Source organism: Nocardia sp. XZ_19_231 (genome assembly GCF_015355705.1).
Taxonomy (GTDB): Bacteria; Actinomycetota; Actinomycetes; order Mycobacteriales; family Mycobacteriaceae; genus Nocardia; species Nocardia salmonicida.
On sequence record NZ_JACUZI010000002.1, the window covers coordinates 532,029 to 558,847 of the forward strand.

At 67.9% G+C, this 26,819-nt stretch carries 27 protein-coding genes; 17 read left to right on the top strand and 10 right to left on the bottom strand.

Annotation, left to right across the window (positions count from 1 at the left end; all coding sequences use genetic code 11):
• The first annotated feature begins 120 nt into the window (after positions 1 to 120).
• From cysS to IBJ82_RS09720, 3 genes are read left to right on the top strand one after another with little or no spacing between them, the layout of a single operon-like run.
• Positions 121 to 1,524: a cysteine--tRNA ligase gene (cysS, locus tag IBJ82_RS09710; RefSeq protein WP_194825603.1), complete on the top strand. Its 1,404-nt coding sequence runs from the start codon at positions 121 to 123 to the stop codon at positions 1,522 to 1,524.
• Complete coding sequence (rlmB, locus tag IBJ82_RS09715) at positions 1,524 to 2,513, top strand: 23S rRNA (guanosine(2251)-2'-O)-methyltransferase RlmB (RefSeq protein ID WP_194825604.1); 990 nt, start codon at positions 1,524 to 1,526, stop codon at positions 2,511 to 2,513. Before cysS ends, rlmB begins: the two co-directional genes overlap by 1 nt.
• Positions 2,514 to 2,563: 50 nt before the next feature.
• The gene (locus tag IBJ82_RS09720) at positions 2,564 to 2,842 is read left to right on the top strand and encodes a DUF4190 domain-containing protein (RefSeq protein WP_062982906.1); all 279 of its coding nucleotides are present in this window, start codon (positions 2,564 to 2,566) and stop codon (positions 2,840 to 2,842) included.
• 2 nt (positions 2,843 to 2,844) lie between these two features.
• On the opposite strand, the gene IBJ82_RS09725 is transcribed toward IBJ82_RS09720, so the two are convergent.
• From IBJ82_RS09725 to kstR, 7 genes are all read right to left on the bottom strand, one after another.
• Entirely contained in the window at positions 2,845 to 3,648 is an 804-nt protein-coding gene (locus IBJ82_RS09725) for an enoyl-CoA hydratase/isomerase family protein (RefSeq protein WP_194825605.1), read from the bottom strand.
• A 14-nt stretch (positions 3,649 to 3,662) separates the two neighbouring features.
• Positions 3,663 to 4,838 carry an acyl-CoA dehydrogenase family protein gene (locus IBJ82_RS09730; RefSeq protein WP_194825606.1) on the bottom strand — a complete coding sequence of 392 codons (1,176 nt, stop codon included), beginning with the start codon at positions 4,836 to 4,838 and terminating at the stop codon, positions 3,663 to 3,665.
• Positions 4,839 to 4,860: 22 nt separating this feature from the next.
• Positions 4,861 to 5,727 (bottom strand): metal ABC transporter permease, encoded by an 867-nt coding sequence (locus tag IBJ82_RS09735; protein WP_174551977.1) that lies wholly within the window; start codon positions 5,725 to 5,727, stop codon positions 4,861 to 4,863.
• Positions 5,727 to 6,575 carry a metal ABC transporter ATP-binding protein gene (locus IBJ82_RS09740; protein WP_194825607.1) on the bottom strand — a complete coding sequence of 283 codons (849 nt, stop codon included), beginning with the start codon at positions 6,573 to 6,575 and terminating at the stop codon, positions 5,727 to 5,729. The genes IBJ82_RS09735 and IBJ82_RS09740 overlap by 1 nt, the downstream gene beginning before the upstream one ends.
• An 8-nt stretch (positions 6,576 to 6,583) precedes the next feature.
• Positions 6,584 to 7,468 carry a metal ABC transporter solute-binding protein, Zn/Mn family gene (locus IBJ82_RS09745; protein WP_370585245.1) on the bottom strand — a complete coding sequence of 295 codons (885 nt, stop codon included), beginning with the start codon at positions 7,466 to 7,468 and terminating at the stop codon, positions 6,584 to 6,586.
• Between the two features lie 134 nt (positions 7,469 to 7,602).
• Positions 7,603 to 10,173, bottom strand: a complete 2,571-nt coding sequence (otsB, locus tag IBJ82_RS09750) for a trehalose-phosphatase (protein WP_194825608.1) — start codon at positions 10,171 to 10,173, stop codon at positions 7,603 to 7,605.
• 344 nt (positions 10,174 to 10,517) lie between these two features.
• Entirely contained in the window at positions 10,518 to 11,132 is a 615-nt protein-coding gene (gene kstR, locus IBJ82_RS09755) for a cholesterol catabolism transcriptional regulator KstR (RefSeq protein WP_056818959.1), read from the bottom strand.
• 148 nt (positions 11,133 to 11,280) lie between these two features.
• Between kstR and IBJ82_RS09760 the strand changes: the two genes are divergently transcribed.
• From IBJ82_RS09760 to IBJ82_RS09790, 7 genes are read left to right on the top strand one after another with little or no spacing between them, the layout of a single operon-like run.
• Positions 11,281 to 13,404 carry an acyl-CoA dehydrogenase gene (locus IBJ82_RS09760; RefSeq protein ID WP_194825609.1) on the top strand — a complete coding sequence of 708 codons (2,124 nt, stop codon included), beginning with the start codon at positions 11,281 to 11,283 and terminating at the stop codon, positions 13,402 to 13,404.
• 4 nt (positions 13,405 to 13,408) lie between these two features.
• Complete coding sequence (locus IBJ82_RS09765; RefSeq protein ID WP_194825610.1) at positions 13,409 to 14,488, top strand: acyl-CoA dehydrogenase family protein; 1,080 nt, start codon at positions 13,409 to 13,411, stop codon at positions 14,486 to 14,488.
• Positions 14,473 to 15,636 carry an acyl-CoA dehydrogenase family protein gene (locus IBJ82_RS09770; protein ID WP_194825611.1) on the top strand — a complete coding sequence of 388 codons (1,164 nt, stop codon included), beginning with the start codon at positions 14,473 to 14,475 and terminating at the stop codon, positions 15,634 to 15,636. Before IBJ82_RS09765 ends, IBJ82_RS09770 begins: the two co-directional genes overlap by 16 nt.
• Before the next feature lie 14 nt (positions 15,637 to 15,650).
• Positions 15,651 to 16,634, top strand: coding sequence for a bifunctional MaoC family dehydratase N-terminal/OB-fold nucleic acid binding domain-containing protein (locus tag IBJ82_RS09775; RefSeq protein WP_370585246.1), 984 nt, complete (start codon positions 15,651 to 15,653; stop codon positions 16,632 to 16,634).
• 43 nt (positions 16,635 to 16,677) lie between these two features.
• The gene (locus tag IBJ82_RS09780) at positions 16,678 to 17,100 is read left to right on the top strand and encodes a MaoC family dehydratase (RefSeq protein WP_194825613.1); all 423 of its coding nucleotides are present in this window, start codon (positions 16,678 to 16,680) and stop codon (positions 17,098 to 17,100) included.
• On the top strand, positions 17,097 to 18,281 hold the full coding sequence (locus IBJ82_RS09785; protein WP_194825614.1) for a lipid-transfer protein: 1,185 nt from the start codon (positions 17,097 to 17,099) through the stop codon (positions 18,279 to 18,281). Before IBJ82_RS09780 ends, IBJ82_RS09785 begins: the two co-directional genes overlap by 4 nt.
• Before the next feature lie 25 nt (positions 18,282 to 18,306).
• The gene (locus tag IBJ82_RS09790) at positions 18,307 to 18,744 is read left to right on the top strand and encodes an NUDIX domain-containing protein (RefSeq protein WP_194825615.1); all 438 of its coding nucleotides are present in this window, start codon (positions 18,307 to 18,309) and stop codon (positions 18,742 to 18,744) included.
• On the opposite strand, the gene IBJ82_RS09795 is transcribed toward IBJ82_RS09790, so the two are convergent.
• On the bottom strand, positions 18,717 to 19,322 hold the full coding sequence (locus tag IBJ82_RS09795; RefSeq protein ID WP_194825616.1) for a TetR/AcrR family transcriptional regulator: 606 nt from the start codon (positions 19,320 to 19,322) through the stop codon (positions 18,717 to 18,719). The genes IBJ82_RS09790 and IBJ82_RS09795 overlap by 28 nt on opposite strands.
• A 64-nt stretch (positions 19,323 to 19,386) precedes the next feature.
• On the opposite strand from IBJ82_RS09795, the gene zapE reads away from it, so the two are divergent.
• The 6 genes from zapE to IBJ82_RS09825 all read left to right on the top strand — a co-directional run bounded on the left by zapE (position 19,387) and on the right by IBJ82_RS09825 (position 24,722).
• Positions 19,387 to 20,466, top strand: coding sequence for a cell division protein ZapE (gene zapE, locus IBJ82_RS09800; protein WP_194825617.1), 1,080 nt, complete (start codon positions 19,387 to 19,389; stop codon positions 20,464 to 20,466).
• A 138-nt stretch (positions 20,467 to 20,604) separates the two neighbouring features.
• Positions 20,605 to 21,534 carry a DUF4129 domain-containing protein gene (locus tag IBJ82_RS09805; protein ID WP_370585247.1) on the top strand — a complete coding sequence of 310 codons (930 nt, stop codon included), beginning with the start codon at positions 20,605 to 20,607 and terminating at the stop codon, positions 21,532 to 21,534.
• Positions 21,531 to 22,025 (top strand): hypothetical protein, encoded by a 495-nt coding sequence (locus tag IBJ82_RS09810; protein ID WP_194825619.1) that lies wholly within the window; start codon positions 21,531 to 21,533, stop codon positions 22,023 to 22,025. Before IBJ82_RS09805 ends, IBJ82_RS09810 begins: the two co-directional genes overlap by 4 nt.
• Before the next feature lie 17 nt (positions 22,026 to 22,042).
• Positions 22,043 to 23,005 carry a MoxR family ATPase gene (locus IBJ82_RS09815; RefSeq protein ID WP_056818940.1) on the top strand — a complete coding sequence of 321 codons (963 nt, stop codon included), beginning with the start codon at positions 22,043 to 22,045 and terminating at the stop codon, positions 23,003 to 23,005.
• A complete protein-coding gene (locus IBJ82_RS09820; RefSeq protein ID WP_194825620.1) occupies positions 23,002 to 24,276 on the top strand; it encodes a DUF58 domain-containing protein in 1,275 nt (424 codons plus the stop codon). The genes IBJ82_RS09815 and IBJ82_RS09820 overlap by 4 nt, the downstream gene beginning before the upstream one ends.
• The gene (locus IBJ82_RS09825) at positions 24,273 to 24,722 is read left to right on the top strand and encodes a hypothetical protein (protein ID WP_194825621.1); all 450 of its coding nucleotides are present in this window, start codon (positions 24,273 to 24,275) and stop codon (positions 24,720 to 24,722) included. Before IBJ82_RS09820 ends, IBJ82_RS09825 begins: the two co-directional genes overlap by 4 nt.
• Before the next feature lie 10 nt (positions 24,723 to 24,732).
• Here IBJ82_RS09825 and IBJ82_RS09830 read toward each other — a convergent pair whose 3' ends face one another.
• Both IBJ82_RS09830 and IBJ82_RS09835 read right to left on the bottom strand, forming a co-directional pair.
• Positions 24,733 to 25,584, bottom strand: coding sequence for a GNAT family N-acetyltransferase (locus IBJ82_RS09830; RefSeq protein ID WP_194825622.1), 852 nt, complete (start codon positions 25,582 to 25,584; stop codon positions 24,733 to 24,735).
• Positions 25,585 to 25,632: 48 nt separating this feature from the next.
• Positions 25,633 to 25,980, bottom strand: a complete 348-nt coding sequence (locus IBJ82_RS09835; RefSeq protein ID WP_056818933.1) for a helix-turn-helix domain-containing protein — start codon at positions 25,978 to 25,980, stop codon at positions 25,633 to 25,635.
• Between the two features lie 70 nt (positions 25,981 to 26,050).
• Between IBJ82_RS09835 and IBJ82_RS09840 the strand changes: the two genes are divergently transcribed.
• Positions 26,051 to 26,818 (top strand): SDR family oxidoreductase, encoded by a 768-nt coding sequence (locus IBJ82_RS09840; RefSeq protein WP_194825623.1) that lies wholly within the window; start codon positions 26,051 to 26,053, stop codon positions 26,816 to 26,818.
• Position 26,819 lies beyond the last annotated feature (1 nt).

The window sequence follows — 26,819 nt, forward strand, 5'->3', positions numbered from 1 at the left end:
CACTGAACCTTTCCTTCCGCGCATCGCTTTTCGCCGATTCGATCAGCCGTTCCGTTCACCACGGCGCCACGAACCGGCCGGTCAACCCCACCACAATCCCACCGACTAGGATCGAATGCCGTGACCTTGCGCCTTTTTGACACCGACACGCGAACCATGCGGGAATTCACCCCGCTGGTCCCCGGCCGTGCCTCGGTGTATCTGTGTGGGGCCACCGTGCAGGGGCAACCCCATATCGGTCATGTGCGCAGTGGCGTCGCCTTCGACGTGCTGCGTCGCTGGCTGCTCGCGCACGACTACGACGTGCGGTTCATCCGCAATGTCACCGATATCGACGACAAGATCTTGAACAAGGCCGCCGAAGCGGGCAGGCCGTGGTGGGAATGGGCCGCGACGCACGAGCGCGCTTTCGACTCCGCCTACGAAACCCTCGGGGTCCTGCCGCCCTCGGCCGAACCGCGCGCCACCGGTCACATCACCCAGATGGTCGACCTGATGCAGCGCCTGATCGAGCGCGGTCACGCCTACGCCGCCGACGGCGATGTGTATTTCGACGTGATGAGCTGGCCGAATTACGGCGAGCTGTCCGGCCACCGCCTCGACGACGTGCACCAGGGCGAAACTCCGACCCGCTGCAAACGTGATCCTCGCGACTTCACGCTGTGGAAGGCCGCCAAGCCGGGCGAGCCGAGCTGGCCGTCGCCCTGGGGTCCCGGTCGCCCCGGCTGGCACCTGGAATGCTCGGCGATGGCCGAGTTCTATCTCGGCCCGGAATTCGATATCCACTGCGGTGGAATGGATTTGATTTTCCCGCACCACGAGAACGAGATCGCCCAGTCCAAAGCGGCAGGCGACGGTTTCGCGCGTTACTGGCTGCACAACGGCTGGGTGACGATGGGCGGAGAGAAAATGTCGAAGTCACTCGGCAACGTGCTCTCGGTGCCGAATGTTCTCACCCGGGTGCGCCCGGTAGAATTGCGTTTCTACTTGGGCAGCGCGCATTACCGCTCGATGCTCGAATACTCCGACAAGGCACTCGACGACGCGGTCGCCTCGTATCAGCGCATCGAAGCCTTCGTGCAGCGAGTGCTGGACCGAGCGGGCGAGGTGCCGATCGGAAAATGGACCGACGGATTCGCCGCCGCGATCGATGACGATCTGGCAGTCCCGAAGGCGCTCGCCGAAATTCACCACGTGGTGCACGAGGGCAATCGCGCGCTGGAAGCGGGTGCGGTCGAGACCGCGGTCGAACTGGCCGGTCAGGTGCGGGCGATGCTGGGAATTCTCGGCGTCGACCCGCTCGACGAACAGTGGTACACCCCCGCCGACAATTCGGCGGCGATCGACGCGCTCGACGTGCTCGTCCGCACGGAGCTGGATCGCCGGGCGAACGCGCGGGCCGACAAGAACTGGGCAGAAGCCGATGCCGCACGGGATCGGCTCATCGCCGCGGGTATCGAGGTAACCGATACCCCGCAGGGGCCGGAATGGTCGCTGGGCGCATCGAGCGGAAAGGCGAACTGATGGCAGGCAATTCACAGCGACGCGGAGCTGTACGCAAGGGCGGCACCAAGAAGGGGCAGGTCGCCGGTTCCGGTGGCAAGCATCGCCGCGGGCTGGAGGGCAGGGGCGCTACCCCGCCCGCCGTCGAGCGCACCAAGCACCCCGCCGCCAAGCGGGCCAGAGCAGCGGCCAAGGCCAAAGCCAATGCGGCACAGGGCCGTCCGACCGGTAAGTCCGGTGTGCCGCGCGTCGGCCGCAAGTCCGACGAGGGTCCCGAGTTGGTGCTCGGCCGCAACCCTGTGCTCGAGTGTCTGCGCGCCGAGGTGCCCGCGACCGCCCTGTTCGTGGCCGTCGGCACCGAGAACGACGACCGGCTCTCGGAGAGCGTGCAGCGCGCCGCCGATATGGGCATCTCCATCCTCGAGGTGCCGCGCACCGATCTGGATCGGCTCAGCGCCAACGGAATGCACCAGGGCGTGGCCCTGCAGGTGCCGCCGTACCGCTACGCCCACCCCGACGATCTGATGGACCGGGTGAAGTCCACCGCCGAGCCCGCCCTGCTGGTCGCGCTCGACAACATCACCGACCCGCGCAACCTCGGCGCCGTCATCCGCTCGGTGGCCGCGTTCGGCGGTCAAGGCGTGGTGATCCCGCAGCGTCGCAGTGCCAGCGTCACCGCCGTGGCGTGGCGTACCAGTGCGGGTGCGGCTGCCCGCCTTCCCGTCGCCAAGGCCACCAATCTGACTCGCACACTGAAGGATTGGGCTTCGCAGGGCATCCAGGTGATCGGCCTCGACGCCGACGGCGACACCACCCTCGACAACTTCGACGGCAGCGTCCCGACGGTCGTGGTCGTGGGTTCGGAGGGCAAGGGCCTGTCGCGTCTGGTGCGGGAGAACTGTGACTCGATCCTGAGCATCCCGATGGCGGGCCCGGTCGAGTCGCTCAACGCCTCGGTGGCTGCGGGCGTCGTACTCGCCGACATCGCCCGGCAGCGCCGTCTGGGCTGAGTCCGCGCGGTTGGCGGGCAAAACTGCTCTGTCACCGTACAATTCGTGCTGTGGCGATCCCTAATCAGCCGATCGGCGAAACGGTCGAGCACCCGCAGGCCAACATGATCCTTGTGCTCGGGCTGCTCAGCCCGTTCTGCTGTGGGATCTTCGGGCCGATCGCGTGGGTGCTCGGCAAGCGGGCACTCAACGAGATCGACGCGTCCTACGGTGGGCTCAGTGGCCGGTCACAGGTGGTGATCGGCTACATCGCGGGCATCATCGGCACGATCCTCATGCTGATGTTCGCACTGCTGTATCTGGCCGGTTCCTGCAACGGGAACTTCTGAGTTCAGTCCAGGCTCGGGCGCTCGCCGGGAGCGCCCCAGGCCGGCCATTCGTCGTTGACACTGCCGGTCCAGTTCGGTGGGCGCCGCTCCTTGAACGCCACCATCGCCTCGCCACCGTCGACACTCTTGGCAACCTTCGCGTTGAGCTCGGATTCGAGCTGCCCGACCACGGTCGGGGTCATGCCGAGGCTCTCCCAGATCAGTCGCTTGGTGAGCGCGACCGGTAGGGGAGCGGTCCCGGTGGCGATGTCGTGGGCCACCGCCATCGCCGTCGTCAGTACCTCGTCGGCGGGCAGCGAGGCATTGCCCAAGCCGAGCGACTTGGCTTCGTCACCGTCGAACGTGCGCCCGGTGAGCATGATGTCGGCGGCGTTGGCCAGCCCGGCCAGCCGCGGCACCGTCCAGTGCGCGAATCCGTCGGCGAGCACCCCGCGCCGCACCTGGTTCAGCCCGTAGACGGCGTCGCGAGCGAAATACCGCAGGTCGCACTGCAGCGCCAGGGCCAGGCCGATGCCGACCGCGTGCCCGTTCACCGCGGCGATCACCGGCTTACGCACCTGCCAGGGCGGCGGATCGAGGGTCGCGCTCACGTCGCCGCCGCGCGCCGCCAGATCCGCGCCCGCGCAGAAGGCCGGTGGGGTTCCGGTGATGACGACGGCGCGGATCGCGTCCTCGATATCGCAGCGACGTAGCGCGGCGCTCAGCTCGGCCACCATCGTGGGGGTGACGGCGTTCTGCTTGGCAGGTCGGTTGAGCGTCAACAAGGCGACGCCGCCTTCGACATCGACGAGCAATTCCGAACTCATGGGACCGAATCGTACTAGCGACCGGCCAGCAAGTGTCTGCCGATCGCATACTTGTGCACTTCCGTCGGCCCGTCGTAGAGACGGAACGCGCGCATATCCCGGAACAACATCTCCACGACCGTCTCATCGCTGATCCCGATCCCGCCGAGCACCTGCACGCAGCGATCGGTGACCTTGAACAGTTCCTCGGACACATACGACTTGGCCATCGACGATTCGTGCCTGGCCTGCTGCCCCTGATCCATCAGCCAGCAGGCGTGCCAGATGGTCAGCCTGCACTGGTGCAGCGCCACCTCGTTGTCGGCGAGCATGAACGACACGCCCTCGTGTTCGCCGATCGGCTTACCGAAGGCGGTGCGGGTGCGCGCGTAGTCCAGCGCGATGGACTGGGCGCGAGCGGCCGCGCCGAGCCAGCGCATACAGTGCGTGAGCCGGGCGGGCGCGAGTCGCAATTGCGCGTACCGCAGGGCCTGTCCGGTGCGACCGAGCACAGCCGTCGGCGGCAGCGTGAGGTTGTCGAACCGCACCACCGCGTGCCCGCCCACGTAGTTGCGGTCCATCGTGTTCATGATCCGCTCGATCACGATGCCCGGCGCGTCACCCTCGGTGATGAACAGTGTCGGCCCCGCGGGCAGGTGCGGGTTCTCGGCGAGCAGCGCCATGATGATCCAGGTCTTGGCGCCGTCGGCCCCGGTGATCAACCACTTGAGACCGTTGATCACGAAATTCTCGCCGTCGAACACCGCCTCGGTGCTGAGCTGTCCGGGATCCGAGCCTGCCCCACCGGGCTCGGTCATCGCGAAAACTGAACGCTGTTCGCCTCGGATCACCGGCATCAGATATTGGTCGATCTGCTCCGGATCGGCGATCTTGCCGAGCAGAAACATGTTTCCCTCGTCGGGCGCGGCGCAGTTCATGGCGACCGGCCCGAGCGTGGACCACCCCGCCGCCTCGTACACCAGCGCCTGCTCGATGTGGCTGAGCCCCAGGCCGCCGTATTCCACCGGTGCCTGCACGGTCAGCAGCTTCTCGGCGCGAGCCAGCTCCACGAGTTCGGCCCGCAATTCGTCGGTAGGGCCGTGCGCGGTGAGGCGGGGATCGCGCTCGAACGGCACGATCTGCTCGACGACGAAGTTCCGGGCTCGGTCACGAAGGGCAGCGAGATCGTCCGGCACTGAGAAATCGATCATGAATCGATTGTGTTCTATCGGTTCAGCGCGCGGGTACGAGTTGCCGATTGCGATGTCCGACGAACCGGCACACCAGGTAGATGCTGAACGAGATCGCCGTGACGAAGGTCGACACCGGAACTCCGGGCGCCAGCGACAGCAACAGCCCGCCCACGGCGGCGACTTCGGCGAAGATCACCGAAAGCACGGTCGCCCGCATCGGGCTCGAGGTCACCTGCGCGGCGGCCGCGGCCGGGGTGATCAGCAACGCGAGCACCAGCAGCGCGCCGACGATCTGCACGCCGAACGCGGCGGTGATCCCGAGCAGCACCGCGAACACCACCGACAGCGCCCGCACCGGCACGCCACGCGCGATCGCGACCTCGGGATCGGAACTGGCGAACAACAACGGCCGATACACCACAGCCAGCACGGCGAGCACGCCCGCGGTACATGTGACCAGCAGCGCGAGCCCGTCGTAGCCGACCCCGGCCACCTGCCCGGTGAGCAGGGAGAACTTCGACCCGGCCCGCTCCGGCGCGAGCCACAGGAACAACACCGACAGCCCGAGCCCGAACGACAAGACCACCGCGATCACCGAATCACGTTCGCGCGCACGAGAACCCAGCCATCCGAACAGCACGGCCGCGACGACCGAACCGGCGATCGCGCCGAATCCGACCCCGACCCCGACGAGCAGCGCCGCCGACGCGCCGGTCAGCGACAGCTCGCTGGTCCCGTGTACCGCGAACGACATCTGCCTGGCGACGATCAGCGGCCCGATCAACCCCGCCAGCAACCCCAGCAGGGCACTGGCCAACAGTGCCTGCTGCACGAAGTCGTAGCCGAGCAGATTCGCGGTGGTGCCGAAATTGAACATCTGCTCGAACACCTTGGTGAGCTTGTCCATCAGGCCGTCCCGCCCAGCGCGTCCATGTCGTCACCGGTTCCGACCACGACCAGGCGTCCGCGCACCCGCAGCACCTCGACCTCGGTGCCGTACAACTCCGACAGCGTTTCCGATGTCATCACCTCATCGGGCGTACCGATCCGGAAGCCGCCGTCGACCAGATACAGCACCCGGTCCACCAGCGGCAGGATCGGATTGATCTCGTGGGTGACGAACAGCACCGCCGTGTCGTGTTCGCGGCGACGCTTGTCGACCAACTCGGCCACCAGCCGCTGATTCGCCATATCCAGACTCAGGAGCGGTTCGTCACACAGCAGCACCGACGGATCGCCGACCAGCGCCTGCGCGACCCGCAACCGCTGCTGTTCGCCACCGGACAGCGTCTCCAGCGGCGCGTGCGCGAACGACCCGGCACCCACCGCGGCAATGGCGCTGTCGACCTTCTCGGCCCTGCTGCGTCGATCACGCCAGCCGAGCCCCCACCGGTGCCCGTCCACGCCGAGTCCCACCAGATCGATCCCGCGCAGCTGTACCCCGGCGTCGATGGTCTTCTGCTGCGGGATGTAGCCGATGCCCGGATTGCCGACCCCGGCCCGGCGTCCCGCGATCTGCGCGTTGCCCGAGCTCAAGGCGAGGGTGCCGAGCAGCACCCGCAGCAGCGAGGTCTTGCCGGAGCCGTTGGGTCCGAGGACGGCGATGAATTCACCCGGGCGCACGTCGAGGTCGAGGTCGTGCCAGAGAGTGCGGTCGCCGAAGGCCATGGTCGCCGCGCGCAGACGGATCGCCGCGTCGGTGGCGTCGACATCGGGCGCGGTGGTGGTTTCCGACAGTGCGGTGGCCTCGGTCATGGGCGTCCTCAGCGCAGGGCCGCGGCGAGCGCCTTGGCGTTGGCGGTCTGCCACTGGATGTAATCCATTCCGGCGGGCAGGGTTTCGGTGACCTCGACAACGGCGATGCCCGCGGACTGCGCGGTGGCCCGCAGGTCCTGGGTGATCTTGTCCTCGGTCTGGGTGTTGTAGATCAGCGCCTTGACCTGCTTGGCGGTGATCAGGTCGCGAGTGGCGGCGACGGCGGCCGGGGCCGGGTCGGTCTCCTGCTCGATCGCTTCCTGGAATTCACGCGGGGTCTTGTCCTGCGCGGTCGCGGCCTGCAACAGGTAGTGCGCGAGGGGCTCGGACTGGGCGACCGGCGCGTTCGGCGTCTGGGTGGCGATGGTGCCGGTGATGGTGCTGACGCCGATCAGCTGATTCTTGAAGGCCACCGCGCGTTCGGCGTAGGCGCTCGCGTGCGCGGCGTCGACCTGGCCGAGCTCGGCGGCGATCCGGTCGGCGACGGCGGCGACGGTGCTCACGTCGTACCAGACGTGCTCGTTGTCGTCGCCCTTGTTCGCGCGCTGTTCGAAGGCCTCGACGGTCCGCTTGTCCTTGCCCGAGATGGCCTTCTCGATGAACTCGTCGTAGTGCCCGCCGTTGAACACCACCAGATCCGCGTCGCTGATCTTGGCGGTATCGGTGGCCGAGGTCTCGAACGAGTGCGGGTCGGCGGCGGGATCGCTGATGATCGAGGTCACCTGCGCGTCCGGCCCGGCGACGGCGGTCGCGACGGAACCCCACACATTGGTGGAGGCGACGATCTGGGGGGTATCGGAATCGGTGGAGCTGGTGCCGCAGGCGCTGAGGACGACCACGGCCGCCACTCCTGCCGTGAGACCGGCAAACAAGCGGGCGAATCGAAGGTTCACGCGGCACTCCTGGCGTACAAGCACTAGATCATAATGGAAATCGTTACCGTTTTAGATTAGCAGCTACGAAACCCCAGTACGAACCGCATCGAAAAGCCGGGCTCGAGATTCGAACCCGGCTTTGTCGAGCGTTGTCAGACCAGGGCGTTGACGGGCTGGCTCAGGAGTTGGGCGCAGCGCAGCAAGCCGAGGTGGCTGTAAGCCTGGGGATGATTACCGAGGGAACGCTCGGCAACCGGATCGTATTCCTCGCTGAGCAGGCCGGTGGGGCCTGCCGCCGCGACCAGCTGTGCGAAGAGCGCCTCGGCGTCGGAGCGCCTGCCGATCAGCAGGTAGGCCTCCACCAGCCAGGCGGCGCACAGGTGGAAGCCGCCCTCGCCGCCGGGCAGTCCGTCGTCGTGGTGGTAGCGGTACACCGTGGCGCCACTGCGCAGCTCGGCCTCGGTGGCCACCACCGTCGCGGCGAAGCGCGGGTCGGCGGGGTCGATCAGGCCGCTCAGGCCGATGTGCAGGGTGGCCGCGTCCAGATCGGTGCCGTCGTAGGCCGCGGTGTAGGACTGGACCTCGTCGTTCCAGCCCTTCGCCCGCACCTCGTCGGCGATCGTGTCGCGCAACGTCGCCCAGTCGGGATCGGCCCCACGATCGAAGCGCTCCGCCAGGGTGAGAGCCCGGTCGATCGTGAGCCAGCCCATCACCTTGGAGTACACGTGGTGGCGGGGATTGCCGCGGATCTCCCAGATGCCGTGGTCGGGTTCGGTCCAGCGACGCTGCACCGCCGACACCATCGCGTGCACCAGTTCCCAGTCGGCATCCGGCAGCGCCTTGGCCGGGGCGGTGATGCCCTGACGCTCGCGTTCGTGCGCCATCGAGGTGATCAGGTCGACGATCGGCCCGAACACGTCGAGCTGCACCTGCATGTTGGCCGCGTTGCCCACCCGCACCGGCCGTGAACCGGCGTAACCGGGCAGCAGGTCGATCACGGCTTCGGGCGGCAGGGTCTCGCCGTAGATCGTGTACAGCGGGTGCAGGCGCTCCGGCCCCGGCAGGGTGTCGAGCACCTTGTGCACCCAACCGAGGAATTCCTCGGCCTCGGTCAGTGAGCCGAGTGTCACCAGTGCCTGCGCGGTGAGCGACGCGTCACGCAGCCAGCAGTAGCGGTAGTCCCAGTTGCGCACGCCGCCGATGTCCTCTGGCAGCGAGGTGGTCGCCGCGGCGAGGATAGATCCCGATGGGCGATGCACCAGTCCGCGCAGTGTCAGCGCCGAGCGCTTCATCAGATCCGGCTTGAGCGGTGGCAGCTGCAACCCTGCCGCCCACTGCGACCAGTACTGCTCGGCGAGCTGGCGGCGCTGCGGCTCCGGCGTCATCGAAGGCGCGAGATCGGCGGTGCCGCATCGCAATTCGAGCACCACCGGCGCGACGGACGGGTCGACCACCGCGCGTGCCTGTTCGTTGGTGCCGTCGGACAGGATTTCCCACTCGACACCGGGGGAGCGCAGCACCATCGGATCATTGGTGCCGCTGACGACGAGTCCGTTGCGTACGGCTTCCATGCGCACCGGCACCTGCCCGAACTCCGGCTGCGGCGCGAAGGTGACCACGGCCTTCGCCGCGCCGGAGATCACGCGGGTCAGGTCTGTGCGGTTGGGCGCCACATCGTGGGGCAGATAGTCGGCCACTTGCAGACTGGCCCACCGTGTTTCGACTGTCATCGTGCCGTCCACATACCGCTGCGACAGCGGCAGGCTCGGCCGCTCCGGCGCCACCGTGAAGTGCCCGGCCGCCGCGCCGCCGAGCAGGTGGGCGAACACCGCCGCCGAATCCGGCTCGGGATGGCAGAACCAGGTGACCGTCGCGTCGGGGGTGAGCAGCGCGACCGAGCGCGGGCTGGCCAGCATGCTCAGTCGCTCGATCCGAGGGGCGCTCGCCCCGGCCAGCCAGGTGCGCCGCTCCTCGACCAGGAACGCCAGCGCGCGCGCCACGTCCTCGGTGGAGTCCACGTGCAGCTTGGCGATGCTCTCGCCCTCGCCGACCTTGATGCCGACGTCGGGCCCCGACAGCACGCGGAACGCCTTCTCGTCGGTCACGTCGTCGCCGAAGAACACTGCGGCAGAAGCGCTTTCCTGATGGCGGATGGTGTCGAGCGCGGTGCCCTTGTCGGTCGGAATCACCGCGAGCTCGATCACCGCCTTGCCCTCGGTCACCTGCACGCCCACCCAGCGGGCGGGGCCTTGGCGCGCGGAAGTCAGTGCGCGCCCAGCGATTTCGGGGCTGGCGTTGCGCACGTGCAGCGCGGCGCTGGCCGGCTTCATCTCGACGGTCACGCCCGGGTTCTCGGCGGCGATCTTCGAGAACGCGGAATTGATCTCTGTCAGTAGCTTTTTGGCGTCGTTGTCGATCGCGTGCACGAAGCCGACGTCGAACTCCGAGCCGTGACTACCGATCAGCTGTACCTCGACCGGCAGGCGCGACAGCGCGGCCAGATCGCGTAGCGCTCTACCGGAAATCACCGCCGCAGTAGTGTTCGCCAACCCCGCCAGCGCGCGTAACGCGCTCACCGATTCCCGCTGGGGAAACGCTTTCGACGGGTCGGACACGATCGGGGCGATAGTCCCGTCGTAGTCCGAGGCAACCAAGAGCCGTGGCACGCGCGCAACCGACGCCAGTGCACGGCGGACATCCAAGGGCAGTTCCTGTGCGCTCACGCATCCAACCTAGTGATGGGAGGAGTTGATCAGGGGGCGCGAAAAACAATACTGCGTCAATTTTGCCGCGCGAGCGGCGCGGCAGGTTGTGCGCACGACCCCCGGTCGTTTGCTCGCGACTTTACGGCAAATTACCCACCGGTGGCCTACCGGCGTACGCCGGATCCGGCGAGCTCACCGGGCATGCGGAGACCCCGGCGACGCGCGCGAGGCCGGTAGATGCGCTGTTTCGCATATGCGACGTCGGCTATGCATCTTCCTACTGGAAGGCGCACAGCCGACGGGTGTCAACAGCGATGGGCGATTTGTGATGATGCGGCAGCGAGGTTTGCCGGGTTGCTGGGTTATCCGCGATCGCCCAGCAACAGGTCGACAGTGAGCTCGAGTCGTTCCGTGACATCGGTCGCGGACGCTCGCCGTGTGAGCCAGGCCACCAGGTTCGACAGCCACACATCGGAGATGACGCGGGCGATCGCGAGCTGGCGGTCGTCGGGTTCGCCGTCGCTCATCGCGCGGGCGAAGACCCGGTCCATCACCTTGCCGACCCGATCGACCTCCGCGGCGGCCGAGGCGTCGGCGAACATGAACGCGCGTGTCATCGCCTCGGTGAGCAGTGGGTCACGCTGCATCATCCGGGTGATCTGGGTGAGCAGGGTGTGCATTCGTTCGGACGGGCCGTCGCCGGGTAGTGGCTTTCGCTTGCCCTCGAACATCTCGAATTCCCTGGCCAGAGCCGAAACGAGCAGGTGCACCTTGGACGGGAAGTAGCGGTACAGGGTGCCGACGGCGACGTCGGCGCGTTCGGCGACCGCACGCATCTGCACGGCGTCGTAGCCGCCCTTGGAGGCCAGCGCGAGGGTGGCGTCGAGGATGCGCTTGCGCCGGTCGCGCTGCGCGCTGGAGCTGAGTTCTTCCTCGGACAGCGTGGTCACGGTGGGCGTTGGTGCGGGACTGTCCATCGTGGAAACCCTTTCGCTTCAGTGCAATTTCAACGGCTGAGCCGCGTCGAGAAGTGTGGAGCGAGTGTAGCGCTCTTGACTTATGCCCAGCACAGATATTAGAACATGTTCTAGGAGTGGGAACCACGCCGGAAGGGCGGATCTTCTTGTGACCATCGCCACCACTGACGAGCACAAAGCCGTCGCGGCGTCGCTGCGGAGCTGGGCGAGTACGGTCGCGCCGATTGAAACAATGCGGGCAGGCGGTGCGGGTGCCTGGCGCGACTACTGGCCCGCGCTCGGTGAGTTCGGGCTGTTCGAGGTCGCGCTATCGGAGGACAATGGCGGGCTCGGCGGCACGGTCGCCGACCTCGCGGTGATGCTCGAGCAGACCGGCGACGACCTGGTCGGTGGTCCGGTGCTGGCCACCGCGCTGGCCGGGCTGATCACCGAGGGCGCGCTCGCCGAGGGCGCCCCGTGTGCGGTCGCGATGCCCGGCGACGAGCAGGCCGCGAAGGCGACGGCCACCGATGCGGGCTGGAGTGTCACCGGCACTTGGGATTTCGTCTACGGCGCCGATGCCGATACGCAGGTCCTGGTGCAGGCCGACACGATCGACGGCACCCGCTGGATGCTGATTCCGGCTGCGGCAGTGACGATTACGCCGCTGGAGCACGGTGACCACACCGTGCCGCTGGCGCGGGTGAGCGCCGCCGAGGTGGCTGTCCCCGCCGAGCACGGCTTCGCGCCGACGGCCGATGTCACCGATCTCTTCGTGGCGCTGGCGGTCTCGGAACTGGCAGGTGTGGCCGGCTGGTGCCTGCGCACCGCCGTCGAATATGCCCGCGTCCGTGAACAATTCGGCAAACCCATCGGCACCTTTCAGGCGATCAAACACCTGTGCGCCTGGATGCTGTGCCGCACCGAGCTGATCCGCGCGGTCGCCGCCGACGCCGCCGCCGCGATCGACGAAGGTGGCGACGAGCTACCGATCGCCGCCGCTGTCGCCGCGTCGGTGGCGCTTGACGCCGCCGTCGACAACGCCAAGGACGCCATCCAGGTCCTCGGCGGCATCGGCTTCACCTGGGAACACGACGCGCACTTCTACCTGCGCCGGGCGAGCTCGCTGCGCCAGCTTCTCGGTGGTTCGGCCCGCTGGCGCGCCCGCGTCGCCGAGCTCACCAGGGCCGGTCAGCGCCGCACCACCGGCGCCGAACGGGTACTCGGCGACGCCACCGTCGACACCGAGTTGGCCGCGGAGATCACCTCCATCGCCGCCCTCGACCCGGCGGAGCGGCCGCGTGCGCTGGTGGAGGCGGGCCTGGTGATGCCGCATTGGCCGCGGCCCTACGGCCGCGCCGCCGATCCGATGACCTGCCTGCAGATCGCCGAACAACTGCGCCGCGTCGACCTGGCGACACCTGACCTCGCTGTCGCGGGCTGGGCCGTGCCGACGCTGTTGCGGTTCGGCACCGAGGAGCAGATCGAACGCTTCGTCTGGCCGACCCTGCACGGTGAGGTCATCTGGTGTCAGCTGTTCAGCGAGCCCGGCGCCGGCTCCGATCTCGCCGCCCTGCGGACCACCGCCGAGAAGGTCGACGGCGGCTGGGCGCTGCGCGGCCAGAAGGTGTGGACCTCGCTCGGCTCCACCGCGAACTGGGGCATCTGCCTGGCCCGTACCGATCCGTCGGCGGCCAAGCATCGCGGCATCAGCTACTTCCTCGTCGATATGCGCGCCGCGGGCGTGCAGGTGCGGCCGCTGGTGCAGATCACCGGCGAGGAGAAGTTCAGCGAGGTCTTCCTCGATGACGTCTTCGTTGCCGACGATTGCCTGGTCGGTGCGCTGAACAACGGCTGGAAGATCGCGCGCACCACGCTCTCGGCCGAACGGGTCGCGATGGGTGGCGGCGGCATCGGCGGCGCGCTCGAAGCCCTGCTCGATCGTTTCCCGGTCGGCGGATGGGGAACAGAACTGCGTGAGGACCGCTTCGGCGCACTGATCACGTCTTCGATTGCTGGATCATTGCTGGAACAGCGAATTGCGGTGGCGACGATGGCAGGCGTCGACGCCGGGGCTCAGGCGGGCGTCCGCAAACTGGTCGGCGTCCGGCATCGGCAGGAGCTGGCGGAATACGCGCTCGAACTTGTCGGCCCAGAAGGTTCTCTGGACAGCGATGCTCTGAAAGAATTCCTGCTTACGCGGTGTCTCTCGATTGCGGGTGGTACCGAGCAGATCCTGTTGACCGTGGCCGCCGAACGGATTCTCGGCCTGCCGCGCGATGCGGACAGTTAGCTCGATGAGGGAGGACGCCGTGGATTTCACCCGCGACGAAAGCGCCGACGCCGTAGCCGAGGTAGTGGTAAGCCTGCTCGAACGTGAGTCGGCCAGGGATATGGCCCTGTGGCCGAGCCTGATCGACTCCGGCCTGCTCGCCGTGCCGGTACCGGAGCGATTCGGCGGCGACGGCATGGGACTGCTCGAGGTATCGGCCCTGCTCATGGAGCTGGCCACCGATGCCGCCGCCGTGGCGGCACTGCCGACCTTCGGGTTCGGTGTGCTGCCGCTGCTCGACGTGCTGTCGGACGAACTGGCCGAGCGCGTGCTCGCCGAGGTCGGCAAGGGCATCGTGCTCACCGCCGCGCTCACCGAACCGGGGGCGCCGTTCACCACCGCGCCGACCACCAAGGCGGTGCGCGACGGCGAGACGGTGCGGATCACCGGCCGCAAGTCCGGCGTGATCTACGCGTCGGAGGCCCAATGGATTCTGGTGCCCACCGATAGCGGTGTGGCACTGGTCGGTTCGGTCGCGCCGGGACTCGAGATCATTCCGGTGGCCGGTTCGGCGGGCATTCCGGAGGCGACGCTGGTTCTCGACGACGTCGAGATCCCGGCCGACCAACTGCTGCCCGACGTGCTGCCCGTTCTGCACCGTCACGCCCTTGCCTGTATCGGCGCGGTCGCCGACGGCCTGTTGAAGGGCGCGATCACACTCACCGCCGAGCACGTGCGCACCAGGGAACAGTTCGGCAGGCCGCTGGCCGAATTCCAGGCCGTGGCTCAGCAGATCGCCGATCTGTACGTGGTGTCGCGCACGTTGCACGTCGCGGCGGAGTCGGCGTGCTGGGCGCTGGCACAGCCCGATCCGTCGCCGGAACTCCAGCACCGCATCGACGAGGACCTCGATGTGCTCGCCTACTGGGCCGCGGCCGAAGTTCCGCGCGCCATGCAGAAATGTCACCACCTGCACGGTGGACTCGGTGTGGATATCACTCATCCGATGCACCGCTACTACTCGCAGGCCAAAGACCTCGCCCGGCTACTCGGCGGAGCGGGTCTGAGGCTCGACCTTCTGGGAGCAAGATGTTCATCGATCTGACCGCTGAACAGCGGCGGTTGCGCGAAGAATTGCGTTCCTATTTCGCCGATCTCATCAGCCCGGCCGAGGCCGCGGCGATGGCGGTGGACCGGCACGGCGACACCTACCGCGAGGTGGTGCGCCGGATGGGCCGCGACGGCTGGCTCGGTGTCGGCTGGCCCAAGGAGTTCGGCGGCCAGGGTTTCGGCCCGATGGAACAGCAGATCTTCTTCAACGAGGCTGTCCGCGCCGATGTTCCGCTGCCCTTGGTCACCCTGCTGACCGTGGGGCCGACCCTGCAGAAGTACGGCACCGACGCGCAGAAGAAGAAGTTCCTGCCCGGAATCCTCTCCGGCGACATCCATTTCGCCATCGGCTATTCCGAGCCGTCGGCGGGCACCGACCTCGCCGCCTTGCGCACCACCGCGGTGCGCGACGGCGACGGTGACTGGATCGTCAACGGGCAGAAGATCTTCACCACCGGCGCCCACGAAGCCGACTACGTCTGGATGGCGTGCCGCACCGGCTCGGTCGAGTCCCGCCACCGCGGCATCACGATCCTCATCGTGGACACCAAGGACCCCGGCTACTCCTGGACCCCGATCATCACCTGCGACGGCGCCCACCACACCAACGCCACGTACTTCGACGATGTGCGGGTGCCCGCGGACATGCTCGTCGGCGAGGAGAACCGCGGCTGGCGCCTGATCACCACCCAGCTCAACCACGAGCGCGTCAGCCTCGGCCCCTCCGGCAAGATCGAACAGCTCTACGACCGCCTGCGTGACTGGTCGGCGCAGCACGGCCTGCTCGGTGAGCCCGAGGTTCGACGCGCGCTCGGTCGGGTGCGAACCATGGTGCGGCTCAACGAATTGCTGAACTGGCAGGTCGCGGCGGCCGATACCGCCGCGGCGCAGAACGCGGTGATCGCCGACGCCTCGGCCACCAAGATCTTCTCCACCGAATCGCTGCAGGAGGCGGGTCGCATCGTGGAGGAGATCATCGGCCGCTACGGCGACTCGGCCGAGCCCGGCACCGCCGAGCTGCTCGGCTGGCTGGACCGGCGCACCAAGCAGAACCTCGTCGTCACCTTCGGTGGCGGCGTGAACGAGATCATGCGCGAACTGGTCGCCACCGCGGGCCTCGACCTCCCGCGCGTGCCCCGATGAACAAGGAGCGGCGCGTGCCGGACAGCATCACCCCCGAAGATCTCCCGGAAGCACTGGCGAAACTGTCGGCGGCGGGGCAATCGGCGCCGCGTGCGGGCCGTGACCCGGTGAACCAGTCGATGATCCACAACTGGGTCGAGGCGCTGGGCGACACCAACCCGATCTACGTCGACGCCGAAGCCGCAAGGGCGGCAGGCCATCCCGGCATCGTCGCCCCGCCCGCCATGGCGCAGGTGTGGACGATGAACGGCCTGCGCGGTACGCGCACCGCCGACGACCCGCTCGGCCTGGCGACCCAGCTGCTCGACGACGCGGGCTATACCTCGGTTGTCGGCACCAATTGTGAACAGACCTACCACCGCTACCTGGAGCCGGGGGAGGAGGTGACGGTTACCAGCAAGCTCTCGGAGTTCAAGGGCCCCAAGCGAACCGGACTCGGCGACGGCTGGTTCCTGACCTTCGCCACCACCTGGTCGGTCGGCGACGAGGTCGTCACCGAGATGCTGTTCCGCATTCTGAAGTTCGCGCCGCTTCCCGCCGCCACCGCCGAGCCGGCGACCGCCGAATCCGGTACTACGGCGGAAGGGCAGACGCCGAGCATCGCACCGGCGGGCAGGGTCGGCCCGGTCATCTCGCGTGATACCGAATTCTTCTGGGCGGGAACCGAAGTCGGGGAACTGCGTATTCAACGTCTGCCCGACGGTGCGCTGCGCCACCCGCCCGTTCCCGCACTGTGGCAGGACAAATCGGAGACCACCGACTACGTGGTCGCCGCGGGTACCGGCACGGTGTTCAGCTTCGTCGTGCACCACGCGCCCAAGGTGCCGGGACGCGACCTGCCCTTCGTGGTCGCCCTGGTGGAACTCGACGAGGGCGTGCGCATGCTCGGCGAACTGCGTGGCATCGAGCCGACCGAGGTCGCCATCGACCTGCCGGTGCGTGCCGCCTTCGAGAAGCTCGCCGACGGCACCGTGCTGCCGTACTGGCAGGCCGTGTGATGACCGCCGCCGATCACTGCCTCCGTCCGGAAAGGACGACACGATGACCCACGCCGTCGAGTTCGCCACCATCGCGGTGGGAACCACCCTGCCGGAGTTGGTGATCCACGCCGACCCGACCTTCGTCGTCAGTACGGCCATGGCCACGAGGGACTTCCAGGATGTGCACCACGACCGCGACAAGGCCGTGGAGCGTGGGTCGAGTGACATCTTCGTCAACATCCTCACCGACACCGGTCTGGTGCAGCGCTTCGTCACCGATTGGGCCGGGCCCCGCGCCCTGGTGAAGTCCATCGCCCTTCGCCTCGGCGTTCCCCTGTACGCCGGTGACACCCTGACCCTTTCGGGCACGGTCACCGAGATCAACGGCACGCGGATCACCATCGACGTGCACGGCAGAGACAGCCTCGGCGAACACATCACCGCCACAGCCGTCATCGCCCTTCCCGAGCAGGAGTCGAAATGAGCACCACTGCCCGGGCCGGTCTCTCCGGACACGCCGCCATCGTCGGCATCGGCGCGACCGACTTCTCCAAGGACTCCGGTCGCAGCGAATTGCGTCTGGCCGCGGAGGCGGTGAGCGCGGCGCTGGCCGACGCCGGCCTCACGCCCGATGATGTCGACGGCCTCACCACCTTCACCATGGACACCAACACCCAGGCCGCCGTCGCCAGGGCAGTCGGCATCCCGAGTCTGAAGTTCTTCAGCCACATCGGGTACGGCGGCGGTGCCGCGTGCGCGACCGTGCAGCAGGCCGCCATGGCGGTGGCCACCGGGGTCGCCGATGTGGTGGTCGCCTACCGGGCGTTCAACGAACGGTCCGGCGCTCGGTTCGGTCAGTTCTCGCCCGCGCTCGCCGCCGCGCCCACGTCATCGGGGATCGACGCGGGCTGGGCCTACCCGCAGGGTCTCGGCACGCCCGCCGCGCAGGTCGCGATGGTCGCCCGCCGCTATATGCACGTCAGCGGCGCCACCAGTGCCGACTTCGGCGCCGTGGCGGTCGCCGACCGCAAGCACGCCGCGGTGAACCCCAATGCCTTCTTCTACGACAAGCCGATCACCCTGGAGCAGCACCAGGATTCGCGCTGGATCGCCGAACCGCTGCACCTGCTCGACTGCTGCCAGGAATCCGACGGCGGTGTCGCCATCGTGGTCACCAGCGTCGAACGCGCCCGCGACCTCCCGCAGCGCCCCGCGATCATCGCGGCCGCCGCACAGGGCAGCGGCGCCGACCAGTACGTGATGACCAGCTACTACCGCGACGCCATGACCGGCCTGCCCGAAATGGGACTCGTCGGCGACCAGCTGTGGGCGCAGAGCGGCCTGACCGCCGCCGACATGCAGGCCGCGATCCTCTACGACCACTTCACCCCGTTCGTCCTCATGCAGCTCGAGGAACTGGGCTTCTGCCCCCGCGGCGAAGCCAAGGACTTCATCGCCGACGGCGCCATCGAGATCGGCGGACGCCTTCCGCTCAATACCCACGGCGGCCAGCTCGGTGAGGCCTATATCCACGGCATGAACGGCATCGCCGAGGCGGTTCGCCAGATCCGCGGTACCTCGGTGAACCAGGTGGACGCCCTGGAACGCATCCTCGTCACCGCGGGCACCGGCGTCCCCACCTCCGGGCTGGTGCTGACGTCATAGCCTCGGCTCTTCTACGCTCGACCAGGTGACTCCCCGCCACCTGGTCGACGTGCACATCCTGCTGATCCGCGGCGACGAGGTCCTGCTGAGCCTGCGCCGCAGCGGCGACGGGTTCGATCACCGCTGGCACCTGCCGTCGGGAAAACTCGAGGCCGACGAATCGGTGGCGACAGCCGCCGTCCGCGAAGCCTCGGAGGAGGTCGGGGTCGACATCGATCCCGCCGCCCTGCGTCTGGTGCACGTCGCCCATGTCACCGCACCGGGCCGCGACTCCCGTCTCGGACTGTTCTTTCGCGTCGAGAATTGGCGCGGTGAACCTTTCAATCGCGAGCCCGATAAATGCTATGCGCTGCAATGGTTTTTGCTCGGTGAACTACCCGACGACCTGATCGAATATTCCGCGCTCGGATTGGCGGCGTTGAATTCGGCCGAACCCTATTCCGAATTCGGTTGGCGGGGCTGATAGTTACGACCACTGGTGAGGAACTCGGTCAGCGGTAGGGCGAGCTGATCGACGGTGGCCGCCGATCCCGCGCGCAGTCCCGCGAACCGATCGAAGACGAGTCCTTCCAGCAGCGCGAGGAAGTCGTGTGCTGACGCGCGGGGATCGACGGCGCCGAGCGCGTCGAAAAGCGCGGTGGCGCGGTCCAGCGAGAACAGGCTGCCTGCCAGGCGGGCGTGTAGCTCGGGCTCGGACAGGACTTCGATGATCAAGGCGTGCCGGGCGATCAGATCGTTGCGGCGATGCGTGAGCAGCTGATCGAGCCACGTCGCGATATCGTGCGCGACCTGGGCTGGGTCCAGTGATTGTCGGTTCGCGAATTCCTGCTGTGCGGCGAGGAAATCCGCGCGCGATCGAGCGGTGATCCCCTCCGCCACCGCCTCGATCAACGCTTGTCGCGTGCGGAAGTAATACGAGGTCGAACCCGGCGGCAATGCCAGCCGGGTATCCACCGCGCGATGGGTGAGTGCGCGGATTCCCTGTGTCGCGATGAGTTCGACAGCACCCGCCACGATCCGCACCCGCCGGTCTGTGGACATCGTCACCTCTCCTGGCCGTCAGCGACGCCCGTCCTCTACAACTGTAGAGGACGAAGGAGCTCGCATGAAACCCGACACCGTGGTGCTCGACCCCGCACAACAAGCGGCCCTGCGCGCGCTCGAATCACTGCTGGACCCGGTCGCCCGCCCCCTTGTCGGCCGCCCCGCTGAACGCGGCGATCGGCGCATGGGCTGGTTCGGCATTCCGCTCAGACGTCCCTTCGAGCGCGGCCATGCTGGTCGACCCGAACAGCCCGCCGACCTGCGCACGGATCGGTCCGGCATCTACCTGCACGGACGCCCGGGTCGGGGCAAGACCATGGTGATGGACCGCTTCTTCGCTGCGGCCGACACAGATCGCAAGCGCCGCTTCCACTTCCACGCCTTCTTCGCGTCCCTGCACGCAGCCACCCACACCCTCGGCTCGATCGAACGCGCGATCGGCGAACTTCTCGGCGACGCCGACCTGGTCTGCTTCGACGAATTCCACGTCACCGATATCGGCGACGCCATGCTCATCGCCCGCCTGCTCGACACCCTGTTCGCCGAGCGCCGCACCCTCGTGGTCACGTCCAACTACCGGCCCGAGGACCTGCTGCCCAACCCCCTGTTCCATGACCACTTCCTGCCCACCATCGCGCAGATCCTCGCCAATCTCGACCCCGTCACCCTCGACGGACCGCTCGACTACCGCACCCGGACCGCACACCGCGATACCGGCTTCCTCGCGGGTCGTTACGTGGTCACCGCGGGTATCGGATCAACGTTTCCTCGCATCGACGTGCCCATCGGCGACGGCCGAACCATCCGCGCCGACGCCACCGCCGACGCCATCACCATCAACTTCCGCGACATCTGTGCCGCCCCCACCAGCGCGGCCGACTACCTCCGTCTCACCGAGCGCTACCGCCACTGGACCCTGCGCGAGGTCCCGCCGCTACGCGAAGTTCCGCTCGACTGGTCCATGCGCTTGGTGAACCTCGTCGACGTCCTCTACGACGCTGATCTCCCGTTCAGCATCTACGCCCCCGCGCCCCCACACGAGCTGACCGCGGGCGTCCCCGCGATCCCCGATCTGGCGCGCACCGCCAGCCGTCTCGGTGAGTTGCCATTAACTGGCGGTTTAAACGTTCGCACTGCGTAGCATGCCCTCGATCCCAGGGGGACAATATTAGGAGAGGGTCCAAAAGCATCGATTTTCTCTCGAGCGGACCACTCGGCATGTAACTATGTGGCTGTTTTGTGCAGTCTCTCGGGGTTTGGTGGTACAGCTGTGATCGGGGTGAATCAGCCCATTACGCGGGCGATTGTCGTGATCGCACTGGTCGTCGCCGCGACGATCGCGTTGCAGGGCAGTCTGCCCGGCGCCGGTCCGAACTCGACCGGCGCTCCTTCGCCGCTGCTCGTTGCCGTGATGCCGGTCTTGCTGCTGGTCTCGATCGTCATCCTGGTGGCGGGCGTGATCGCCAGCCAGCATCGACTGCCGCTGGCGATGCCGGAAGCCGAACGCGACGCCATGCCGCGCATCCAGTGGCGCAGGATGGCGCTGCTGGTCCCGATCGCCGTGGCCGGGGTCGCGCTGATCTTCGCCGGTGGCGTCACCGCGCTGTTCCTGCTGCCCGGTGCCCGCCCGATGCGCCCGGCCGCCGAAACGCTGGCCGAGGGCTCCGGCCCCGTCCCCACCACCGACACCCATGCCGCGGACCCCACGACCGGACCCACGGAACTCACCGGCACCGCCCTGGTGATCGCGGCGATCCTGGCCATCGTGCTGATCGTCGTCGCGCTGGTCGGTCTGGTCGTCGTCGCCGTGGCCGCGCGCCGCGAACCGGCCCCGGCCGCGCCCGTCGAGAACGAACCGACCGCCAGCGAAGTCGATTCGCTCACGCGCGCCGCCGAAATGGGTCTGGCCGCGATGAACGCCCCGGGTCAGGACCCGCGTACCGCCATCATCGCCTGTTACGTGGCGATGGAGCGCGGCCTGTCCAGCGACCGCGCCGCCCGCCCGCTGGCCTCCGACACCCCGATGGAAGTACTGGCCAGGGCCTTCGAAAGCGGTGTGCTGCACGATGCTTCGGCCCGTGAGCTGGTCGCGCTGTTCGAGGAGGCGCGGTTCAGCCCGCACTCGATGCTCGAATGGCAGCGTATGCGCGCCGAACAACTGCTGCGTATCGTGCTCACCGATCTGCAACGCAGGCTGGTGACGGCGTGAATCGAACCTCGGTGATCGTCACGGCCGTGCTCGCGGTCGCTGTGATCGAAGTGGCGTTGGTGCGTCTGGATCGTGACTCGGTGCTGCTCGCGGTCGCCGTTCCGGTGGCCGCGGCGCTCGCGCTGCTGGTCCGGTCGCTGCGCCACCGCGTGATTCGCGAGGAACCGCTCACCGAATACATCGACAACGGACCCGCCGAGATGCTCGTTCGCTGGCACGCGCGCGCCGAGATGCTCACCGCTCGCGCCGACGGCACCCGTGCCGACTGGGACCGTCACCTGCGGCCCCTGCTCGCCAAGGAATTCGAGCTGTCGACGGGGCTCAGGGTTTCCAAGAATCGCCGGGCCACCGAGGCCGCCGGTCAGCTGCAGTTCGGACCCGAACTGTGGCGCTGGGTGGATCCGGCGAACTCCGCGCTGCGCGATCAAACCGGACGCGCACCGGGTAAGGAGGCGCTGGATGAGATCCTGCGCCGTTTGCAGACGATGTGAGGGGTTAGAGGCCACCGATGACAATGCCGTTGAACGTGACCGTCCAGCGCTCCGATGCCGTACTGCGTGAGCTGGGCCGTGTCGTGGTCGGCAAGCGAGATGAGATGCAGCTCATCATGATTGCCGTGCTGGCCGGAGGGCACGTACTCATCGAGGACCTGCCAGGCCTCGGAAAGACCTTGATCGCGCGGTCTTTCGCGGCCGCGCTCGGACTCGACTTCACCCGCGTGCAGTTCACGCCGGATTTACTGCCCGCCGACCTGCTGGGTTCGACGATCTATGACATGGCGTCGGGCCGGTTCAATTTCCGTCGCGGTCCGGTCTTCACCAATGTGCTGCTCGCCGACGAGATCAACCGCACTCCGCCCAAGACCCAGGCCGCTCTGCTCGAGGCCATGGCCGAGGGACAGGTGAGCATCGACGGCGAGACCTTCCTGCTCCCACAGCCGTTCGTGGTGCTGGCCACCGACAACCCGATCGAGTACGAGGGCACCTACCCGCTGCCCGAGGCCCAACTCGACCGCTTCGCCATCCAGCTGCGCCTGGGCTACCTCTCCGAGGCCGACGAGACGCAGATGATCCGGCGCAGGCTCGAACGTGGTTCCACCGCGCCGCAGGTGGGTCAGGTCGTCGACGCGCAGGGTCTGATGGAGATGCGTCAGTCGGTCGAGTTCGTCACCGTGCACCCCGACGTGGTGAGCTACGTCGTCGCGCTGGCCTCGGCTACCCGTAGCCATCCCCAGGTGGAGGTCGGCGCCAGTCCGCGTGCCGAACTCGATCTGGTGCAGATGTCACGGGCAAGGGCACTGCTGCTCGGGCGCGACTACGTGATCCCCGAAGACGTGAAAGCGCTCGCGGTGGCGGCGATGTCGCACCGCATCACCCTGCGCCCCGAGATGTGGGTCCGCCGCATTCGCGGTGAGGACGTCATCACCGAACTACTCCGCCGGCTACCGGTGCCCCGCGCCACGAGCACATGAAGCATCGCGACGAATCCAGAACGGTCGAGGTCGACCTCCGGTGGCGACCCGCGCCGCTGGTGTTCATCCTGGCCGGTTGCGCGGCAGCGGCACTGGTCGTCGCGGTGCTGCTCGGGCAGTGGCAGCTGGTCGTCTTCGCCGCGCCGATGCTCGGTGTGCTCGCCACGGCGCCGTGGCAGCAGGCGCCGACCAGGGTCCAGGTCGACGGCAGCGGCACCGTGCGCTGTTTCGAGAACGAGGTGATCGGTTGCAGTGCGGTCGCTTTCGTCGAAAGCGGGCACGCGCTGCTACGGATGACAGCCCTGCCGCTGCCCGGCTTGGAACTCGAGGTCGAGGAAGCCCACGATTCCGGCGGTGCGCCCGCGGGCATGCAGCTCGGGCTCTCCGCCACCCGCTGGGGACGGTATCCGGTGCAGGTGAAGGTGTCCGCGCTGAGCCCGGCCGGGCTGGCGGTCGCGACGACCGAGCTGCCCGCGGCCAAACTCTACGTCTACCCCATCGCCGATCCGCAGCGAATGCGCTTGCCGCGCACCGAACTTCCCGACCGCATCGGCACCCACCTGACCCGCCGACACGGTCCGGGTGTCGAATACGCCGACATCCGCGCCTACACGCCGGGCGATCAGTTGCGCGCTGTGAACTGGCCGGTGAGCGCGCGGCGCGGCAGGCTCTACGTCACCCAGCGGTTCACCAACCGCTCCGCCGACGTGGTCGTCATGGTCGACACCTCCCTGCAGGCGCCGGGTCCGGCGAGTGCCTCGCTGGAACTCTCGGTGCGCGGCGCGGCCCAGGTGGTGCAGTCGACGCTGCAATCCGGCGACCGCACCGCCGTGGTCTGCCTCGGCGAATCGCCCCGCTGGCTGCGCCCCGATATCGGACGCAGGCAGTTCTATCGCATCGTCGACACCGTCCTCGGCGTCGGTGACGAACACGTCGAGACCACCGGCACCCTCGCGCCTCACGCCGCCGTTCCGATCGGCGCGATCGTGGTCGCCTTCTCCACCCTGCTCGACACCCAGTTCGCGCTGTCCTTGATCGACCTGCGCAAACGCGGCCATGTGGTCGTCGCGGTCGACGTCTTGCGCGGCACGCCCTTCGAGGACGGCCTCGATCCCACCATGGCCAAGATGTGGCAGCTCGAGCGCGCCTCGATGTATCGGGATATGGGCACCGTCGGCGTCGACATCATCGCCTGGCCCGAAGACACCCGCCTCGACCAAGCCATGCGCCTGCTCCCCGAACACCGCCGAGCAGTACGGGTACGCCGATGACGAGATTCCTTGCCCTGCTGGCCGGCCTGCTGCTGGTCGCCGCGGTCGCGCTGATCAACCCCATCGCCGGAGTGCCCGCGCTGGCGCTGATCATCGCGAGCTGGTGGTGGCGCCCGGCCTCGGTCGGCGCGGTGCTGATCGCGATCGCCGCCTTGGCCGTCTCCGATGTCGGTGTAATAGCCTCGGCGGCAACAGGTTTGGTCGCTACCACCTACCTGCTGAACGCCGCCGTCCTGCATGCCCCCGAAGGAGTGGTCCCCACCACCATCCCCTCGGTCGGCGGCGCGGTCCTGTTCACCATCGCCGCGGCTACCGCGGCCTGGGTCCCCGTCCAACTGATCTGGGCCCCCTTGGCCGCGCCCATCCTCATCGTCGCGATCTACGCCCTGCTGGTGAGCGGGCTGTCGGCCAAGGGGCCGACCGTCGAAGAGATCCGCGCCGAATAGGACTCGAGCCTCAGGCTGGGTCTTTGACCAGCACCGCTCGGGTGTAGAGCAACGCGAAGCCTTGGGCCTGGGAGTTCTTCTGGGATTTCGATCCGGGCTCGGTGGTGACGACCGCGAGGTCGCAGTCGGCCGCGGCCGCGACACCGAGGCGGGCCGAGAGCAGCGCTGTCTGGACGCCTAGTCGACGGTGCTCGGGCAGGGTCGCCGCCCCGGCGAGCGCGGCGATGCCGTCGGACATGCGGAGGCTGGCGCCGCCTGCGGGAATACCGTCTCGGTAGGCCAGGTAGCGGTGAGTGTCGCCGGTGGCGGCGAGGTCTCGGATGACAGCGGCAAGGATGTCGCGGGGGAACTCTTCGTGGGTGGGTAGATCGTTGTCGGGGTGGGCGAAGCCGTCGACGACCGTATCGAGCCAGGTATCGAACCCGTTCTCGTCATCGCGACGTACCTCGACCGACTGCGATGCCGGCCAGACGCGTCCGCGCGGACGCAGGCCGAGCACGTTCTCGAACGACGTCAACCGGTACCCGCGGGCGGTCAGGTCGGCCCCGATCCGTGGGTCGGCGAGATGCGCCAATTCCACCTGGACCGGCGCCCCCACCTCGGCATAAGCCTGTTCGACCGCCGCCCACTGCGCCACCGTCGGCACCCCGGCGAAGCCGACCCCGACGACCTTGTTCAGCGGGGAGCCGGGCCCCGCGAAACATGCCGCGCCACCGACGATCTCGTGAGCGAAGCCGTTGAACTCCGCCTTCCCACTACGGAGCCCCGCGCTCACCCCGCCGGTAATGGCATCGGTCTCCATCCGCTCGATCCGGGCAGCCATGCCGGTATCGCAGAACAATATCGCCGCATCCTCGCTCATCAGCCAGTTATATCGCCGCTGTCCAACGGTTTTCCGGCTATCAGTGGACTAGCGGTCGGGACGCCACGGAATTCGGCCGTTGCCGTCGCCGGAGGACGTCCGGTTCTCGGACCAGTCCCACAGGGGTTGCAGGGATTCGGCGAGGAGGGCGCCCTCGGTGGTGAGTTCGTAGGCGCCGCGTTGGCCGTTCTTGCGGATCAGCGCCGCGGACTGGAGCTGCTGGAGCCGGTCCGAGAGCATGCTCGACGAGCAGTTCCCCATGCGTCGGCGGATGTCGAGGAAGCCGAGGGGGCCGGGCTCCAGTTCCCAGATCACGCGCAGCATCCAGCGCTGGCCGAGTAGGTCGATCGCGGCCAGGATCGCTTGCGAGGGTTCGTCGCCGGTTGCACTTCTCATTCAGAAGCACGATAGTTGCTTCTGAATCAGAAGCATGACGGCCGGTCGGGGATGGACGAGGAGATCGACGATGGATTCGACAGTGCGGCGGGATCAGCGGATCGTGCTGGTCACCGGGGCTTCACGGGGGATCGGGGCGGAGGCAGCCGCGCAGTTCGGCGCGGCGGGGGCGCATGTCGTCGTGAACTTTCGGGAGAAACGCAAGCGGGCCCAGGACGTCGTGAACGCGATCGTGGCCACGGGTGGGAGCGCCTCGGTGCTCGGCGCCGATGTCTCCGATCCGGCGGCTGTCGAGACGATGGTCGCGGAGGTCGGCCGGACATTCGGGCGGCTGGATACTTTGGTGCTCAACGCATCCGGCGGGCTCGAACGGGATGCCGATCCCGGGTACGCACTCCGGCTCAACCGGGATGCGCAGGTGAACCTGGCGACGGCGATGCTGCCGCTGATGCCGGAGGGCGGCCGGATCGTGTTCGTCACCAGCCATCAGGCGCACTTCATCCACGAGAACGACAACGTGCCACCGGGTTACACGCCGATAGCGCGCAGCAAGCGGGCAGGCGAGGATGCGCTCCGAGCGCTGATTCCCGAATTCAGCGAGCGCGGAGTCGGTTTCACGGTGGTGTCCGGCGACATGATCGACGGGACGATCATCGTCCGCCTGCTGGAACGGCGCGATCCGGGCAGTGTCGAGTCCCGCCGCGCGGCAGGCCCGTTGCCCACCGTCGAGGACTTCGCGCGCGTGATAGTTCGGGCAGGCACCGAAGCGGTCGCCGACGGCCACACGTACTTCGTCGGCGGAGACGACTACCTCGCCGCCGGTGCGCTCACGCGGTGAC

Bases quoted from the DNA above. Each gene is read 5' to 3' on its own strand.
- rlmB (WP_194825604.1), top strand. From the start codon at position 1,524: ATGGCAGGCAATTCACAGCGACGCGGAGCTGTACGCAAGGGCGGCACC.
- IBJ82_RS09725 (WP_194825605.1), bottom strand. From the start codon at position 3,648: ATGAGTTCGGAATTGCTCGTCGATGTCGAAGGCGGCGTCGCCTTGTTG.
- IBJ82_RS09730 (WP_194825606.1), bottom strand. From the start codon at position 4,838: ATGATCGATTTCTCAGTGCCGGACGATCTCGCTGCCCTTCGTGACCGA.
- IBJ82_RS09735 (WP_174551977.1), bottom strand. From the start codon at position 5,727: ATGGACAAGCTCACCAAGGTGTTCGAGCAGATGTTCAATTTCGGCACC.
- IBJ82_RS09740 (WP_194825607.1), bottom strand. From the start codon at position 6,575: ATGACCGAGGCCACCGCACTGTCGGAAACCACCACCGCGCCCGATGTC.
- kstR (WP_056818959.1), bottom strand. From the start codon at position 11,132: ATGGACAGTCCCGCACCAACGCCCACCGTGACCACGCTGTCCGAGGAA.
- IBJ82_RS09765 (WP_194825610.1), top strand. From the start codon at position 13,409: ATGAGGGAGGACGCCGTGGATTTCACCCGCGACGAAAGCGCCGACGCC.
- IBJ82_RS09770 (WP_194825611.1), top strand. From the start codon at position 14,473: ATGTTCATCGATCTGACCGCTGAACAGCGGCGGTTGCGCGAAGAATTG.
- IBJ82_RS09780 (WP_194825613.1), top strand. From the start codon at position 16,678: ATGACCCACGCCGTCGAGTTCGCCACCATCGCGGTGGGAACCACCCTG.
- IBJ82_RS09785 (WP_194825614.1), top strand. From the start codon at position 17,097: ATGAGCACCACTGCCCGGGCCGGTCTCTCCGGACACGCCGCCATCGTC.
- IBJ82_RS09795 (WP_194825616.1), bottom strand. From the start codon at position 19,322: ATGTCCACAGACCGGCGGGTGCGGATCGTGGCGGGTGCTGTCGAACTC.
- zapE (WP_194825617.1), top strand. From the start codon at position 19,387: ATGAAACCCGACACCGTGGTGCTCGACCCCGCACAACAAGCGGCCCTG.
- IBJ82_RS09815 (WP_056818940.1), top strand. From the start codon at position 22,043: ATGACAATGCCGTTGAACGTGACCGTCCAGCGCTCCGATGCCGTACTG.
- IBJ82_RS09820 (WP_194825620.1), top strand. From the start codon at position 23,002: ATGAAGCATCGCGACGAATCCAGAACGGTCGAGGTCGACCTCCGGTGG.
- IBJ82_RS09825 (WP_194825621.1), top strand. From the start codon at position 24,273: ATGACGAGATTCCTTGCCCTGCTGGCCGGCCTGCTGCTGGTCGCCGCG.
- IBJ82_RS09830 (WP_194825622.1), bottom strand. From the start codon at position 25,584: ATGAGCGAGGATGCGGCGATATTGTTCTGCGATACCGGCATGGCTGCC.
- IBJ82_RS09835 (WP_056818933.1), bottom strand. From the start codon at position 25,980: ATGAGAAGTGCAACCGGCGACGAACCCTCGCAAGCGATCCTGGCCGCG.
- IBJ82_RS09840 (WP_194825623.1), top strand. From the start codon at position 26,051: ATGGATTCGACAGTGCGGCGGGATCAGCGGATCGTGCTGGTCACCGGG.